Origin of the sequence: Mesorhizobium sp. M0626, from assembly GCF_040320665.1 — a bacterium.
In the GTDB taxonomy this organism is placed as follows: Bacteria; Pseudomonadota; Alphaproteobacteria; order Rhizobiales; family Rhizobiaceae; genus Mesorhizobium.
Genome location: NZ_JAMYQD010000021.1, coordinates 82,451 through 98,772, shown reverse-complemented (window position 1 = coordinate 98,772; position 16,322 = coordinate 82,451). Strand labels below are relative to the sequence as shown.

The 16,322-nt window shown below is 60.0% G+C and carries 11 protein-coding genes; 4 read left to right on the top strand and 7 right to left on the bottom strand.

Annotated elements, in window-relative coordinates:
• Positions 1-105: 105 nt before the first annotated feature.
• Both NKI37_RS25730 and NKI37_RS25725 read left to right on the top strand, forming a co-directional pair.
• On the top strand, positions 106-783 hold the full coding sequence (locus NKI37_RS25730) for a helix-turn-helix transcriptional regulator (protein ID WP_023689781.1): 678 nt from the start codon (positions 106-108) through the stop codon (positions 781-783).
• Between the two features lie 159 nt (positions 784-942).
• Positions 943-2,079, top strand: coding sequence for an NAD-dependent epimerase/dehydratase family protein (locus tag NKI37_RS25725; RefSeq protein WP_352790166.1), 1,137 nt, complete (start codon positions 943-945; stop codon positions 2,077-2,079).
• Between the two features lie 49 nt (positions 2,080-2,128).
• On the opposite strand, the gene NKI37_RS25720 is transcribed toward NKI37_RS25725, so the two are convergent.
• The 6 genes from NKI37_RS25720 to NKI37_RS25695 all read right to left on the bottom strand — a co-directional run bounded on the left by NKI37_RS25720 (position 2,129) and on the right by NKI37_RS25695 (position 12,478).
• Entirely contained in the window at positions 2,129-3,334 is a 1,206-nt protein-coding gene (locus tag NKI37_RS25720) for an acyltransferase family protein (RefSeq protein ID WP_081731308.1), read from the bottom strand.
• A gap of 221 nt (positions 3,335-3,555) precedes the next feature.
• Positions 3,556-5,724, bottom strand: coding sequence for a polysaccharide biosynthesis C-terminal domain-containing protein (locus NKI37_RS25715; RefSeq protein WP_031200192.1), 2,169 nt, complete (start codon positions 5,722-5,724; stop codon positions 3,556-3,558).
• A 69-nt stretch (positions 5,725-5,793) separates the two neighbouring features.
• Positions 5,794-7,995, bottom strand: coding sequence for a GumC family protein (locus tag NKI37_RS25710; protein ID WP_352790169.1), 2,202 nt, complete (start codon positions 7,993-7,995; stop codon positions 5,794-5,796).
• Position 7,996: 1 nt separating this feature from the next.
• On the bottom strand, positions 7,997-9,994 hold the full coding sequence (gene asnB, locus NKI37_RS25705) for an asparagine synthase (glutamine-hydrolyzing) (RefSeq protein WP_352790172.1): 1,998 nt from the start codon (positions 9,992-9,994) through the stop codon (positions 7,997-7,999).
• 1 nt (position 9,995) lies between these two features.
• Positions 9,996-11,255, bottom strand: a complete 1,260-nt coding sequence (locus NKI37_RS25700; RefSeq protein ID WP_352794588.1) for an O-antigen ligase family protein — start codon at positions 11,253-11,255, stop codon at positions 9,996-9,998.
• Positions 11,252-12,478: a glycosyltransferase family 4 protein gene (locus NKI37_RS25695; protein WP_023670892.1), complete on the bottom strand. Its 1,227-nt coding sequence runs from the start codon at positions 12,476-12,478 to the stop codon at positions 11,252-11,254. The genes NKI37_RS25700 and NKI37_RS25695 overlap by 4 nt, the downstream gene beginning before the upstream one ends.
• Before the next feature lie 998 nt (positions 12,479-13,476).
• Here NKI37_RS25695 and NKI37_RS25690 point away from each other — a divergent pair.
• Positions 13,477-14,955, top strand: coding sequence for a M10 family metallopeptidase C-terminal domain-containing protein (locus NKI37_RS25690; protein ID WP_023670890.1), 1,479 nt, complete (start codon positions 13,477-13,479; stop codon positions 14,953-14,955).
• A gap of 88 nt (positions 14,956-15,043) precedes the next feature.
• Complete coding sequence (locus NKI37_RS25685) at positions 15,044-15,256, top strand: DUF768 domain-containing protein (RefSeq protein WP_023670889.1); 213 nt, start codon at positions 15,044-15,046, stop codon at positions 15,254-15,256.
• A gap of 79 nt (positions 15,257-15,335) precedes the next feature.
• Here NKI37_RS25685 and NKI37_RS25680 read toward each other — a convergent pair whose 3' ends face one another.
• The gene (locus NKI37_RS25680) at positions 15,336-16,061 is read right to left on the bottom strand and encodes an AAA family ATPase (RefSeq protein WP_023670888.1); all 726 of its coding nucleotides are present in this window, start codon (positions 16,059-16,061) and stop codon (positions 15,336-15,338) included.
• Positions 16,062-16,322: the final 261 nt, after the last annotated feature.

Here is a 16,322-nt window from a genome sequence, read left to right as displayed (position 1 = left end):
CGGAAAAACCATTCGCAGATTTCTCGCAGTATGTGGAAATTCAAGTTGAAGCAGCAACTTCATCAGATTTGATTTGCGTCAGTAGCAATGGGTTGGGTGGAAGCGATGACACTGATTGAAACGCGAAACGATGCGCTTGCAGGCAGGCAATACATTGTATTGAACGATACCCGCCACGAAAGGCCGATAAGCCTTGTGGACCGGCCGGACGCAAGGGTCGGCGGATCTCGACGACGCAGCCTGGAATCCATCACCGGCATGCTTGATCGTATGGGTTGCGGCTATCTCGTCCTGGACCGAGACAAGAAAGTAATAGAATGGAACGCTGCCGCTCGGGACACCCTCGCACGCCAGGGCGAAGCAACTGATACAGCCGTCGAGCTTGCTGCCGGGTTGAGGCGGCTGGTCGCGAATGTTCCGGTCCACCTCCAGCCGGGCTCACTCTCATGGGTAGTGATCCACAGCAGAGGCGACAGGCCGGTGACCATGAACGAGACGGGCGTCGTTACACCGGACGGGACAACCGTCGTCGCATTGCTGGACCGGGATAACAAATCGGCGGCCAACCCTCGCACGTTGCAAAGGATGTTCGGTTTGACCAGCGCGGAAACGCAGTTGGCGCTACGCCTCGCCCATGGCGACGCGCCCTTGGAGATCGCCCGTAGCTGGCATCTCAGTCGCACGACTATTCGCTCTCAGCTCGCCTCGCTGTTCGCCAAGACCGACACGAGGCGTCAGGCGGAACTAGTGGCTCTTTTGGGGCGCATTTCGGTTTTGCCATGAGAAATCGACTGCTGTCTGCATCCGCTTTGATTCAGACAGCGGCGGCCCGCATTGAGCGCGCTGTCGCGTAGATCACAAGGCCGGCGGCGCCATTTCCGATCGTTCAAGCGCTGCCGAGATGGCGCGGAACGCGGAACCTGGAAACGGGAGTGACTTGCCATGGCCGAAGCAGATTCGAAGGTCAACAAGCTGGCGGATATCGTTCACGGGCTGCAGGATGGTGCTGCGTCGACCCTTACGCACACGGGGCCGATCATCGTCACGGGCGCCGCTGGGTTCATCGGATTTCATGTTGCGTCACGCCTTTTGCGGCTCGGCGCCGAGGTCATCGGCGTCGACAACTTCACGCCTTACTACGACCTGAAGCTGAAGGAGGCGCGATTTACACGGCTCTGCGCCGAGCCGAGGTTCACGCCGAAGCGCTTCGACCTGGCGGACCGGTCGCTGGTGAAAGCGCTGTTCTGCGAATTCCAGCCATCGCACTTCGTGCATCTGGCCGCCCAGGCCGGGGTGCGTCATTCGCTCGTCGACCCGCATGCCTATGTGGAGTCAAACATAGTCGCATTTCTCAACGTTCTGGAGGGCTGCCGACACGCGGGCGTCAGCCATCTCGTTTATGCCTCGTCGAGCTCCGTATATGGCGCCAATCGACGCATACCCTTTTCCGAGCATCATGGTGCCAATCATCCGGTGAGCTTCTACGCCGCCACCAAGGCCGCCAACGAATGCATGGCGCATTCCTACAGCCATCTGTTCGGCTTCCCCGTAACCGGACTGCGCTTCTTCACCGTCTATGGCCCCTGGGGCAGGCCCGACATGGCAGTCTATACTTTCACCCATGCCATCGCCGAGGGCCGAACGATCGAAATCGCCAATGCCGGGCGCGTATGGCGGGATTTCACCTATATCGACGACATCGTAGAGGGGGTTGTTCGCGTGCTCGCCAAACCACCGTGTCAGGATCCCGGTTGGGACGGTCGCGCTGCCGATCCTGCCACCAGTTCGGCGCCATATAGGCTCTACAATATCGGCAATGATCGGCCGGAAGAAATCAACCATCTGATCGCGCTCATCGAGACGGCCCTTGGTCGCCGCGCCGTTCGCGTCAACGTACCTTTACCGCCAGGTGACGTCCTGGAAACCCGCGCCGATGTCAGGGACCTCCGCCGCGCCGTTGGCTTCGCACCGGCGACAACACTGGAGGACGGCGTGCAACGTTTCGTGGAATGGTATCGGGAATTCCATGCACGCCCTGTGGGGCAGGTGCGACCAGCTGGCCTTCCGGCAACGGCATAGTGAGCACAACGCCGCCATTTCCTTGGTGTGACAGGGTGGCGGCTCGCCTTCAATCTGTCTTGGGATACGCCGGCACTGGAAGGGGCCCAAGCTGCCGTCCTGTACTGTGCCCGACCCCCAAAAGGCGCCGCGCATAGCGGGTGAGCGGCTTCTCGAACAGACGATGGGTGATAAATGCCACGCCGAGGGTTATCGCCAAGGCCGAACCGATGAAGGCCCACGGACCGAGCACAAAGATCAACCCTGTACGCCAGAACAATATGCGCATGGCGCGGATCACGAATGGATGCATGAGGTAAAGAGCGTATGACGCATCGCCAACGCCAGCGGCCCACCTCGCCGCCACGCTGTCATGCCTCAGTTTACCCGGCGGTGCCAAGGCAGCACTCCAAACAATTAGAGACGCCGGAATGCCATACACGACAGAGCGACCAAAGCCGGCCGAGATATCGGGAAACGCCGCCGCAAGCATCAGGGCACCCAGTCCCGTTGCGGCCATACAGGCCCTGATTGGGCCGGAAGGCCGCAGGCCTGAGGCGCACATGACCCCGATCATCGCGCCGAAAGCGAATTCGAGGATGATCGGATTGGTCCAGAAACCCCAGGGCTCAGGCAAAGGAGCCCCAAGAGCGCCCGAGAGCACCATCCCAACCAGGATCGCGAGCAGGACCGTAACTGCCCACCGCATGGGCAGCACGATCGTCGCCGTGAACAGCACGTAAAACAGCATCTCATAATTGAGCGTCCAACCCAACTCGTAGACCGGCTGAACGACGCCGTCAGGGCGACTGGCCGGAACGAATAAGTAGGATTCGACTACAAACCTGAAATCGACGTAGCTCTGGTTGAGAAGATTTGGGGCGGCCACCGCTACCGCAATGTAGAGCGAGGTGAGCGCCCAATATAGCGGGACAATTCGCGCGATCCGGCGGGAAATGAAGAGACGCGCGCCCCCGGGCTTTGCGAACAGCTGTCGCGACGTATGCACCATGATAAGCCCGGAAATCACGAAGAAAATATCGACTCCAGCGCTCCATGGTATCGGATTCCAGCTCTGAAAGGTGCGGCCGGCCTGTAATTCCAGGGTGGCCGCATCATGCTGGGCGTGTCGCAGCGCGACCGAACTAGCCGCGAGGGCGCGCAGGACCTGGACCTGGGTGAGGGTTTCGCGTTGGCTGCGCTCGACAGGCGTCGATCTCTCCGAGCGACGGCGCACTGCAGGCGCCGAGGCGCTCGCCATTCGGGCTTGTTCCATGGATGCTCCGCAGATTGTGAGCACACCGTGGTGCACCTCCGAAACTGATGCATCCTTCAAATGACGGACACCGCCCGCAAAGTATCGGCTGCCCGCGGGGACGCGGGTGTCCGGAACAGGTATACGCCGAAGCGTCTGCGCAGCCCTATGGCCTTTGTGCGATCCGGGCTTCGTGACTTCCTGCCCGAACGACGGCGATCACCGTAGCGAAAACAGTGGTCTCATTTGCTCGCCCTCAAGAACCAATGCCATTGACGGGCATCGACCGCGCTCGGCCTCATCGACAGCAAGGCAAAAACCAAGCCTGGCATGATTTTCAGTCGCTTGCGGATATAAACGGCCATGGCAATGCTCCAGATGCTCAGTGCAAGTGCCACACCCACCGCAGCGCCAAGCAGGCCGTACACCGCAACTCCGGCTGCACAGGCAATTATATTGGCCACTGCACCCGCTACCATCGTCGTTGCCGCAGCCCATTCATTTCCAGTCATGGTCAGGAGATTCTGTTGGGGCCCGCACAGCGCGACAAAGACATATCCCAAAATCAGAACCCGTGCGATCGGCGCTCCCGCGCTATAACCCTCACCGAAATAGCTCAAGAACGGCTCGACTATCACCATCATTGGGACGGCCACCAGGATGGCACCGCCAGCAGAAAGCAGGGTTGCGCGCGCGAACAGCTGTTGTAGGCCTCTGCGATCGCCTCTGACGTAGAGATCGGCTGCTGTTGGCGAAAACATGGTTGCCACGGCGATACGGGACAGGCCCACGAGCATCGCGACATTCAAGGCCAGCGCGAAAATACCCGCTTCAGCAATATGGCTTGTCCAGCCCAAAACCAGGACTCCTGCCCGACTGACGAAAACATCGAGCCCAGTGATGAGCATGAGCGGGGGGACGGCAAGCCACCATTCCCTCGAGGCATAACTTGGCTTGGCGTGTCCCAGGCCGGGTGGTTCAAACCTCCTAGCGATGATGAACACCAGCGCCGCTGTGAAAGCGGAACTCACAAGCACCGCCAGCGTCACCGAGGGCGCATCCACTGTTCGAAATCCCGACAATGCCAGGAGCGCTACCAACACGAGCAGGAGCCCGTCTCGCATGATGCGCTCCGGCAACAACGCCGAGACAACGCCGCCGAAAGCACGCACAAGCGTGGCTCCGAGAGCATAGGCCGTAACCAAGGGCACAGCCATCATGCCGAGCACGATGCTTGTCTCAAGCCCTCTTTCCGTTGGATCTGAAAGGAACAGGACGGACGCAGCGCCGATCATCCCGAACAAGGTTGCCGCTATCAGCGATCTCTGCAGCGCAAATCTTATCACGCCGCGGGCCAGATCAAGCCTGCCACTGGCCCTATAGGCCGGGAGGAAACGCAACAATGATACATTAAAACCAAGCGTTGCCAGATAGGCGAGCACTGACGTCCAAGCCTGAACGTAGGAATAGATGCCGTAGTTGTGAGGTCCAATAAGGCGTGCAATTGCCAACTGGGCAAGACTGGTCAAACCAGCGCCACCAATATAGATCAGCAGGGCGAATATGCTTGCCCAAGCGAGCCGCGAGCCCATGTCCTTGTTGCGCGGCGGTGCGGTTGCTGAACCAGTTACATCTGCGCGATGAGCCGGCAACTCAATTTGCTTTTCGCTGACCGCCCTATCGAAGCGCGACAATGCAGAAAGTATTTGTCTCTCAATCCGACAAATACTTTTAAAGGTCGATGGACCATCGGTGTTTTCGACGGAGATGATTTCCCGGCCAGATGTTGTCAGGAGGTCATGCATCGCTTCAAAAACGGCGAACGAGCGCATGTTCACGTTCAAGTCGGCCTCGAAAATCCGTTCCGCCGGCGGCTCAAGCTCCATCCGCCGACGAAGGCGACTTTCCACGACCGCAGCTGGCACCAAGAGCCTGACGGTGAGATCGGCCGCCGGTGCGAGGCTGAGCGCCTTTTCCAGCGCTCTGGGGTTGGTGCTCCCATTAAACATCGCAAGCGAACCAATCGCTTGAACATATCCTTGATCGAAAATTATAATTTCGGGCGATTGCTCAGCAGACTTCCAGCAACGCGAAAGGTGCAGGATGTATCGCCAGATTCGCGCGCGCCAAATTCGGTTTCTTGGCGGTATCATCCTCACCATTGCAAAGGAATTGGAAATATCATCGGCTCGCCCTGCCGAAAAAAGCAGTATTCTGGAGGTTGAAAATATCGCCGATACGATCCGTGATATGAATAGCAAGATTCCGAGGTCATATTTGGCGGCCCTGGTGCTTGGCTTGTAGCTGAGAGCGACCTTGGCGTGATAGCCTTTCCCGCGCAGCTGCTGCGCAAGCGCATGTGCGAAGGTTGTTTTGCCGGATCCTGGAGGTCCGAAAAATTCAATGATCATCGTGTAGCTGGCTCGATTTAGGGGCGCGATCGCTCCCTGGAGCTTCTGTTGAAGATCGCACACGCATCTTCAAACCCTCTCCAACAGAAGATCGGCGTTGTCTCCGAGCCTGGAGCCGGCTAGCCTCTTCAGGTTCACCCGGGTGAGCACACTCCCTACTGGAACGGTGGCGGATCCGCCGGCCCCTATTGCATCCAGAGCACCACGGGCAATGCTGCGCCTCGTCCTTGCCCAGCGAACGGCAAAAAGCACCGAATCGGCCCAGCGCTTAAGCAGCCTGGTTTCAGGCCCCCCGAGGCCCAGGGGACCGTTCATGATGACCACGTCGTAGGCCGAACGCAGCTCCTCGGTGAACTGGCATTTGTCGACGGTGGACAGAAGCGTCAGGAGATCATCGGAAGGTGCTGGAGCGGCCATGAGGTCGATACCGATTTCCGGCATCCTCGTAATTGCATCCTTCAGCACGCAACGTTCATTCACATAGTCGCCGAAGGAGTTCCGGGCCTTGTCGGTGCTGAATTCACCACGAAACCCGTTCGTGAGCCGTACATCCTTGCGATCGAGATCGAGGAAAAGCACTCTTCCTCCCAGCCGCGTTGCCGCCAGCGCCAGGCTCCATGCCAACTCGGTCTTGGCATCGTCCTGGATGCTGGACGTCACGAGAATGATATGCGGCGGCTGCCCCTTCCCCTGAGTTGGCGCCGCAGTGACGAGCAGCGAAGTCACGGCGCGGCTGAACGGCAAGTTCTGCTGGCTCAGAACCAGATGCCGCAGCTTTCTGGCATTAAGTCCCGCAACCCTGGGAAGCAGTCCTACGCACGGGACCCCAAGCTCGGCCTCGGCTTCGGCTTCACTGCGCAAGGTTTGGTTGAAACCGTTGCGGACTAGGACAATGACCGCCCCCATGAGACCAAAGACGACCATGCCGGGGGGAATCAGGAAAATTGGCGACAATGTCATGGGGGTCGACGGCGGCCAGGCGGTCGAAAGGACCGCTACGCCTGGGGAAGGAGCGGCGATGCGACGTGTCAAGTCCTGCTGCCGGCTCAGGAGTTCGTTGTAATGCTGCGTCACGATGGCTACCCGAGGCTCAAGGGAACGCAGCCCCGAAAGTTGGCTCGCCGTGTCGGCCACGGCCGCGTCGAGCATCGCTTTGCGACTTTCAAGAGCCGTAGCCTGGGACCGGTAGACATTTGCCTCGGCAGCGATTCGGGCAACGCTTTGCTCCATTTCGCGGGCGATCGCGTTGCGCAGATCGCCGTCGGCGGCGGCACCCGACTGGCGTGTCACCAGGTCCGTCAACACGGGCGACCCGATTTCTTCAGCGATGGCCGTGACCGGGGCGCCCGCCTTGCGCAGGTCCTCAATACGGCGAAGGCGCGCTTCCGACGCGGAAAGACTGGCTTTCGATAGGAATATCTGCCGGCCGAGTTCCGCTGTCTCACTGGCTGCGTTGTTGGCCGCAGTCTGATCGACGGCGCCATGCGTGAGCCGGTATGTCTCCAGCCGATCTGTCGCTTCGACAAGATCCCTTTGTACTTGCGGAAGGCTGGCGACTATCGAATCCAGATGAACCTGATCCGATGCTCGGCTTTTTTGTACCAGATCTTGAATGTAGACTTGGGCGAACGTGTTCGCGACAAGTGCCGCACGCGCCGGACTTGGATCGGTGAACCCGATGGTGATGACGCGCGATCGCAGCTCTTGTCCGACCCTCATTCCCTTGCGTAGCGCCTTCAGTTCGGGCGCGTCCGCTGCGTCCGGATTTTCCGCCACCTTGTTATCCTGTCTCCAGGCCCTGCTCAGGAGATCGATGAGGAACGAGCCAGCCGCGGGCGGGACGGCATTGACGACGGTCTTTCCGTTACCGTCGACTGGTTGGGCTTTGCGGAGTGCTGCCAGGACCCGACGCAGGTGGCCTTGCGAGGAGAGCATCGTCAGATGATCATCGATGTTCGATTCCAGCGAGTCCTGGGCGGATGCCACGCCGCCCGAAGCACTGCTGCTCGGGGCATCGATAATGACCTGGGTCGTTGCCTCGAACAGCACCGGGCGGGTGAAGCCTGCCAGTCCGGCCAGGATGCCGCCCAGAAGGGCCATGGCAAGCAAGAACCATTTTCGCGTCGTCAGGATGATGACGAGCTGGTGGAAGGGTGACGATTGCGTTGGCTCGCGTGGCGGCCGCATCAAGCGCAGATTGGTTTCAAGTGTCCCAACTTCCATCTGCTTGGCGCGCGGACGCCGGGCGCGGTTGGCTATGGAACCTTCCATCTCAATCCCCTGTCAGTTCGATATGGTAAGAAGGGTGCGTGGCGACCGTCGATGGCCGCATGGCTTCGTTGCGCCACGCCTGAAACATGAGCACCGGCCACAGGTCGCGGAAATTATCTTGGCTTCCATGCAGATGATTGCGCCAGCATGCGTCGACCTTCTCACGGTCGATGACCCCGTCCCCGGAGCGGCCGATCGTGGCAATGATATCGGTTGCCCAGCCGCGCAAGGGCCGTTTCAACCAAGTCCCGACCGGAACGTCGAAACCTTGCTTGGGCCGGTCGACCAGTCGGCGTGGTACATAACGATCAAGCAGTCGGCGAAGCAACCATTTGCCCTTCCCGTTTCGGACTTTGGCACGGGCTGGCAAGCGCCAGGCGAATTCAACGACGCGATGGTCCAGGATCGGGCATCGCCCCTCGAGGCTGTTGGCCATGGTGGCTCGATCGAGCTTCACCAAAATGTCGCCCGGTAGATAGCCTGTCATGTCGGCGAATAGGAGACGCGAGAGCAGGCCGTCGAGCTTTGTGGTGTCGGTAGGTGCTGTCGACGGCTTGCGATGAACAAGGTCGTTGGCTGAAGATTTTGTCAGTTGCAGAAAGAGTTCGTCCTCATCTCGCGCCGCGAGCAGGCGGGCAAGGCGAGCCAGGCGGTCACCGCGCAAGCCATGCCGCATATTCGCCGAAAGCGGCAGATTGCCGAAGATATCTTTCTGAGAGGCTTGGGCCAGCAACCCAGCCCCCGATGCCAACAGCCGGCGAAATGACAATGGCAGCTCATGCTGCTTTGTGAGGCGGGTTGCCAGGAAGTGTCGAGAATAGCCTGCGAAGCACTCGTCGCCGCCATCGCCTGAAAGCGCCACGGTTACGTGTTGCCGCGCGAGGCGCGACACCAGCAGCGTCGGTATCTGCGATTCATCGGCAAACGGCTCGTCCCAAATCCGGGGCAGCTCCGGAATGACCTCAAGCGCGGCAGCCGGCGAGAGATGAAGTTCCGTATGATCGGTGCCCAGATGCCGAGCAACCGCGGCCGCATGGGGAGCTTCATCAAACCCACCTTCCCCGAACGCTATGGTGAACGTCCGAACGGGGTTTCGGGACTGTGCCTGCATCAGGGCGACGACAGTCGAGCTGTCGATCCCGCCCGACAGAAAGGCGCCCAGCGGCACATCTGCAATCATTCGTTGCTTGACGGCCAGGCGGAGCAGGCTGTCGAGCTCGGTCGCGAGGTCCTCGTCGCTGGCGGCTATCGGATCGCGCTGTCCCTTGCTGGCGACATCGGCCAGCGACCACCAAGGGTGAATGCGATGCTCAAGCGAACCGGTGCCGCGGGCGTCGGCGAATTGCGCCGCAGTGACCGACAGGATTGAACCAGGCGGCAGCTTGAACACGCCCTGCCAAATGCAACGGTCATCCGGCACCCAGCCGTTGGAAACCATCGTCGTCGCCGCATCGACATCGAGTTCCGGGGTGAACCCTGGGAAGCAAGTGATCGCCTTCAACTCCGAGGCGAAGACAAGCGCGTCACGTGTTAAGGCGACATAGAGTGGCTTCTTGCCCATTCGGTCGCGGGCAAGCTGAAGCGTTCGGTTCTTCAGGTCCCACAGCCCGAAAGCAAACATGCCAGCGAAGCGCGCGAGGGCTGCATCAAGGCCCCAGCTTTCGATCGCGCACAGCATGACCTCCGTGTCGCTGGCGCCGCGGAAATGATGGCCCGCCCCTTCCAGTTCACGGCGCAGATCGCGAAAATTGTATATCTCGCCATTGAAGGTGATGACATACCGACCGCTCGCGGAGAGCATTGGCTGGCGACCCGCTTCGGACAGGTCGACGATGGCCAGTCGCCGGTGGCCGAAGGCTACCCCCCCTTCACGGCTCACCCAGAAGGCCTCACCGTCAGGTCCGCGATGACGAAGCGCCGTCGCCATCGGTCCGATGGCCCTGAGCGCACTTGCGTTGGCTGCATCGGGCGCCAACAAAATTCCGGCGATCCCACACATTCTAGCATCTCCTCTGGCGAACAATCGCGGGGGTCGCTTCCGGCGTCCCAGCGGCAAGGCAGAGGGTCAGACAGAACCACACGATCGGATGGCGGATGACCAAATGCGGAGCACTGAAAACGGCGATCGATGCCACGAGCGCCACCAGAGCGTCCAGCTTCGCCCGCCAGGCGGACAACGCAGCCGAGCCGAAGATCCACATCAGGGCTAGAACCGAAATCAGGCCGCCCTGAGTGTAGAGATCCAGGATGGTGCTGTGCGCCTCGAAGGGCCGCGGCAAAAACTGTTGATTGACCACGGGGGGACTATCTAGGTGCGGGCCCGGACCCAGTCCAAGCGATCCCGATCGTGCCCCCTTCTCCAAGGCTGCATTCCAGAGGTAGAGGCGAAGCGCCGCGGTTTGGGCAGTCGCTTCCCCGCCCTTGTCTTTGGTCAGGCTCTTGGCGAAGTCTTCGGCGCTGGAGGCCTCGCTGAGGGCATAGGGCGCTATAGACAGGGCCAGCGGCAGGAAGCCAACGGCCATCAGGACGGCAAGCTGCCTTGAAAGGCTCGCCTTATTGCCGTCGCTCGTCAGCCAGGCCCGGACCCGCAGCCCGAGAAGGATCAGACAAGCCAGGACCGTGGTATAAAGGTAGGTATCGCTTTTTGTCAGCCTTCCGACGTAAACGGTGAATATGAGGCTGCATAGGGCAAGGCATCTTCCCCATTTATTGCTGGTGGTTGTGGCAAGATGCAAGGCCAGTGGACCGAGTAGGGCGCAGTAGAGCGCAAGCTGGTTCGGATTGTCGGACCACCCGCAGAAGCGGTCCCAGTACCAGGGTTCGACCCCAGCCTGATGGAGCCAGCCGAAACCAAGCCCTACCTGAATGATGAAGCCCGCATTCGCGACAGCAACCATCCACCAGGCGATACGACGCAAACGGAAAGACGCGTTGGGCTCCGCAGCGGCCAGACAGGTGACGCACGCCAACAGCACATAGGCCAGCGTGTCGTGCAACAACGGATCCAGGAACAACGTGGTTGTCAGAAAACCGATGATGTAACCCACGCCCATGGCAAGCGCCAGGATCAGCCAGAAAAGCCCAAGCTTAGCCAGTGCCGGCGTAACCTCCAGTTGGCCGCCAGCAAGGATTCGCGTCATCGACAGCATTATCCAGAGCGTGAGGCACAGTTCGCTGTAGCCGAAGGGCAGCCCTGGGATGCTGAGTTGCGCCGCGTAGGACATCGCGACGCCGAAGGCCAGAAGCGCATCACGCATCATTGCCGCGCCTCGCCCAGTCGATGGGGGCTCGGCACCGCCTCTTCCCTCGGATTCGCCTGCGCAGCTTGAACAAGCCTGCTGCGATATCTGCCACCCAGGATTGTCTTGTACAGGTCGCAATACTGGTCGATGACCCACGACAACGAGAACCGCTCCCGCACGAATCCGACGGAACGGCTCCCCATGGTCTTGCCACGGGCGGGGTCGGAAAGAATATCGACTATCCGCGAGGCCAAGCCATCCGCATCGCGCGGCGCCACGAGATAGCCGTTCCAGCCATCCTCAACCACATCGTTGCAGCCCGGCATGTTGGAGGCGACGATCGGTAATCCGGACAATCCCGCCTCCAGCAGGACACGCGGAATTCCCTCGCGATATTGCGTCGGAAACGCAAACAGATCCGCCATCCCCAGGAGGGCTGGAATGTCGCGCCTTGGCCCCAATGCGACAACGTGGGGAACATGGCGCTCGATATCGGCTCTGCTGACGGCAAACGGACCTTCGGAGTCTTGCGGGCCGACAAGTACGAAACGCGCGTTGGGCCTCTCGCGGATAACGCGAGGAACCGCCTCGATGAGGGTTGGAATCCCCTTCTGCCGCGTGAGCCGACCGACAAATATTATGACCTGGGCCGATTGTAGGCCAAGTTCCTCGCGCATCGTGGCAGCCGAAGGACCACGATACCTTGCCATCGAGAATGCATCGGGGTCGATGCCAGAACTCCGGATCAGTCGCCCTTTGCCGCGAGCCACCAGCCGGTAGCGCTCGAAGAAGGCCTGATCATCACTATTCTGGAAGACGGTCATGGCTGTCCAACGAGACGCCACCCCCTGAAGGCCGCAAAAGAAAGGACGCAATGCCAGGGCCCGCGGCTCCCGCGACGAGAATGTCCAACCAAGCCCGTTGATGGTGCGAACGACGGGAACGTGCCCGCGCACCGCCAGTGGAGTTAGGATATTGGGCTTGGTGTCGAAACTTTGAATGATGTCCGGACGCAGTTCGGACATCAGTTCACGGATCGCGCTGACAGCACCCCATTCTGCACCGCCGCTGCCAAAGCGGTCGAACCCAAATCGGCGATGGGCAATGCCATGGGGTGAGAAGGCGGCTCCGAGATCACTCGAAACGGCAGTGACTTGAAAACCCCTTTCGCGAAGCGCCAAAAGAAACGGGATTCTTAGTCTATGATCCTCGCCGCCAACGCAAACCAGATGCGGACTCATCCTGTCGCTCCTGGATGCGATCCCAATCTCGTTAAACAGCTGACCCTATCCGCGGTTTCCATGGCCGGTTTCATCGCCCCTGAACACACAACAGCCAGTCCCACGCTAGGAGCAGGCTTTCGTGCTGTCCTCGTCTGTTTGCATGAAGCAAGCTGATCAACGATGCGGCAATGCAGCCACAATCGCTGTCGCCTCGGTCAGTGCGTTGGATCATCCGGTCTGACGGTGCAATGACGGCACCTTCGCGTACGACACGGCGGGCCGGATATAAAAAAGGGCTGTGTTCGAAAGGTCCGCGCGCCGCGTTCAAAGCAACTTCCGCCCGCCTTCTCACGCCGGATCAACATCGCGCCCAGATGGTGTGATGACTCGCACCGCCAGTTCTCCCGAGCGCTTCGTCTGGAACAGGCTTTCACCCGGTGTCTGGATATGGTCGGACCACCAGCCGCCTCTTCCCGCGGATGGGCGACCGCGTTGCCATGCTCGCCGTCATTCGGACCGGCACGCCCGCCTTTCCGTTGAACCCGGTGGGATCCAGTTCAGTGCCTCTCCGCAATTGCCAGCGGCGCGCGCCTCGCATGACCTTGTGGAGTACTGCCTTGCTCATTTTGGCGCCGAGGCTTTTCACGAGGAGCATTGAGCGGCTGCAATGGGAGGCTTCGCCAGGACGCGATTCCTTTGCGGTGAGCTCGAAGAAGTCCTGCGGGAGCGCGCATTTGGGCGGTGGCTCAACCGAAGCGCGCATTGGCCGATTACCGCCACTGCAAACGCACAAGGCGCTCCGGCAGACGTCGCTGCAATGCTTTCGTTGCAGGCTTGAGCACCCCATACTTGGATCATCTACATACCTCTGAGGCAAGCGTAGCATCGAGGCTGTTGTGTTTTTCGGACGCTGATCAAAGATTCTATCAAGGGGCGCCGGTATTTGATTTGTCGCTAATGGATCCTTTCCCTAGGCAGGTGTGGGGCGCCTACCGAATCGGACGAAGGGTATGTCAATGACAACACTCCATTACGCCTCGGGCGGGTCGGCCTCCGAGGTCGCGAAAGCCGGATTCAATCTTGTTGATGTATCTTCCTTGGACCAGCTCAACGCCTTGCCGGCCGGCCAGAAAGGCCTGGTGTGGCTCAATGAAGCCGATGGTGCAACCTCCTCCTTTATCCAGAAGGTCACGCCCTTCATCGGCAATCCGAAAGTGTTTGGCTTCTTCCTAGTCGATGAGCCGGACCCGACCGGCAAATGGGGAACTTATGCCACCGCCGCTGATCTGAAGGCGGAGTCAGACTGGATCCACAGCCACCTGCCCGGCGCCAAGACCTTCATAACCATGATGAACATGGGGTCTTCCGCTAACCCCGACTTTTCAAACACATTCAATCCTGCCAACACGCATATCGACTATTACGGCTTGGATCCCTACCCGGTACGGACCGGAACAAGCACGATTGATTACAACATGATCGACAGGACTGTGGCGGCGGCCGTCGCCTCGGGCATCCCGCTCAGTCAGGTCGTTCCCGTGTATCAGACCTTCGGCGGCGGCGACTGGACGACCGACACGGGCGGTCGCTATGTCCTGCCCAGCGTTGCTCAGGAAAAGACCATGTTGGACCACTGGGCCAAGGTAGCGCCTTCGCCGGCCTTCGACTATGCCTATGCTTGGGGTTCTCAACAGGGCGACACGGCGCTTGAGAGCTCGCCGACGCTGCAGGCTCTGTTCCTTCAACACAACCAGAGCACCGCAAGCGGTCCTTCGGCCAGCGAACCGACGCCGCCGCCTACCAGCACAGTGCCTCCGCCCACAAGTGTCCCTCCGACCAGCACCGGCGATCACATTTTCTACGGCACGGGTAGCGCGGATGTGCTTCGCGGCACCGCTGGCGCGGACACGATGATGGGCCGCGGCTACAACGACACCTACTATGTCAACAACGCCGGCGACAAGGTGGTGGAACTGCGGCACAGCGGCAACGATAGCGTGCTGGCATCGGTCAGCTACGCGCTGTCGGCCGGCTCGCAGGTCGAGCATCTTGCGACCACCAGCAAATTGGGAACTGCCGCCATCAAGCTCACGGGAAACGAATTCGCCCAAACCATTGATGGCAATTCCGGGAGCAACACTATCAACGGCGGTGGCGGGAGAGACGTTCTGACGGGACATGGCGGCAACGACGTCTTTGTCTTCGATTCGGCTCTCAAGGTCGGCAATATCGACAAGGTCACCGATTTCAAAGTGGGCCACGACAAGATCCAACTCGACCACACCGTGTTTGCCGGCCTGCATACAGGCGCCCTTCCCCCTTCGGCGTTTTACGCCGGCAGGGCCGCGCACGACAGCGGCGATCACATCGTCTATAACAGCACGACCGGCGCGCTTTCCTTTGACAGCGACGGCTCGGGCGGCGCACATCAGATCCAATTTGCCACTCTATCGCCACACTTGGCTCTGACGGCGTCCTCGTTCATCGTGACGTGACCGCGGGAACGTCAGCCTGAGCAAGATGGTCTGACGTTCTTGAATATGGCTGACGGAACCAAGAAGCCCCGCCGAGCTTGTACTTGGTATGAGCGCGCGCGGCATCGAATTCCTGCAGAAATGGGTAGAGGATAAGATCCCACTCTACACCAAGGCCGATCCGGCTCTTGCGGCGAAACTTGCGGACCAAGCAACGGCGGATGCCATCAGAGCGGGAATCCGCCCCGAGGAAATCTCTGAGGAAGTCGGAAGCATGTTGACGACCATGCTCGAAGTGCTCGATCAGCACGATTCGACATGATTGCGCGCTTGGCGGCAGATGCTGCCCGGCTTGGCGCCAAATGCATAAATGTGTCATGGATCATAGGTCATGGGCCAGCCTAGGCAGCATGACCAACATGCTCTCCCAGAACGCGCGCGACGACCCCGTCCACGTCGTGAGGTTCAGCACCATTGACTTGTATCAACGGCCATCGGTCCTGGCGCAGGCACTCGCCGACCTCTCTTGAGATTTCGGCCTGCCTTAATCCTTTGTCCACGCCAAGTTCGAACAGCATAACCTCGAGGAGCGGTTGCTGCGCATGCCTATCCACAAGACGGCGGCGTAACGTTTCCTGGGGCGCGTCGAGTTGCACAACGAGATCCGGCCGCGGCAGGAACGCCAGGCACTCGCGGACCGCGTCGAGGCTTGGAGTTCTAGCCAGCACACCCAGCGCACACAAAGCCTGAATCATGCCCTCTTCGAAGATGAAGCAACCGGGCGACTCCCGCGCTTGGCGCCAGGACTGGCACAGTTGGGCGATGTCGACCTTCATTCGCCATGACCACACGCGGCTTCGAAGAGGGATCGATGCCAGAAGCCGGGCCGCGACACTGTCCTTTGGCAAGGTCGACAGCAAGATAGGACCGGATGTGGCAATCTTTTTGCCAATTCTTCCTATGCCATGGCGGATTTCCGGAGCGTCATCCTGAGCCGATCCAGGTTCAATCAGGCGATACCCATTTACTGTCTTCACATTGATGCCGTGTCTCGCCAGCCCTTGGCAGAGGCCGCGAAGCAGCGTGGTTTTACCCGCGCCAGGCGGCCCAAACAACTCGATGATCATATGCTCAAGCGTCTCCGAAACGAGCAGTCATTCCCCTACGGATCAAGCTTAGCCGGATTTCCGATCACACCAACGTTCATTTGAATGATTGTTCCAGTCAGTGAATCTGGGCACCGAGCCCGGATTCTAGCGGAGATGCCGATCGCTCCGTTTGCCTGGGCAAGCCGTCTTGCGCTCGACGGAGCTTGCAAGGAAAAACGACCGGTGCTGGACACAGATGGCAAAACTTCTGAAGGACGCTCGGGAAGCGCTGGCTAGGCA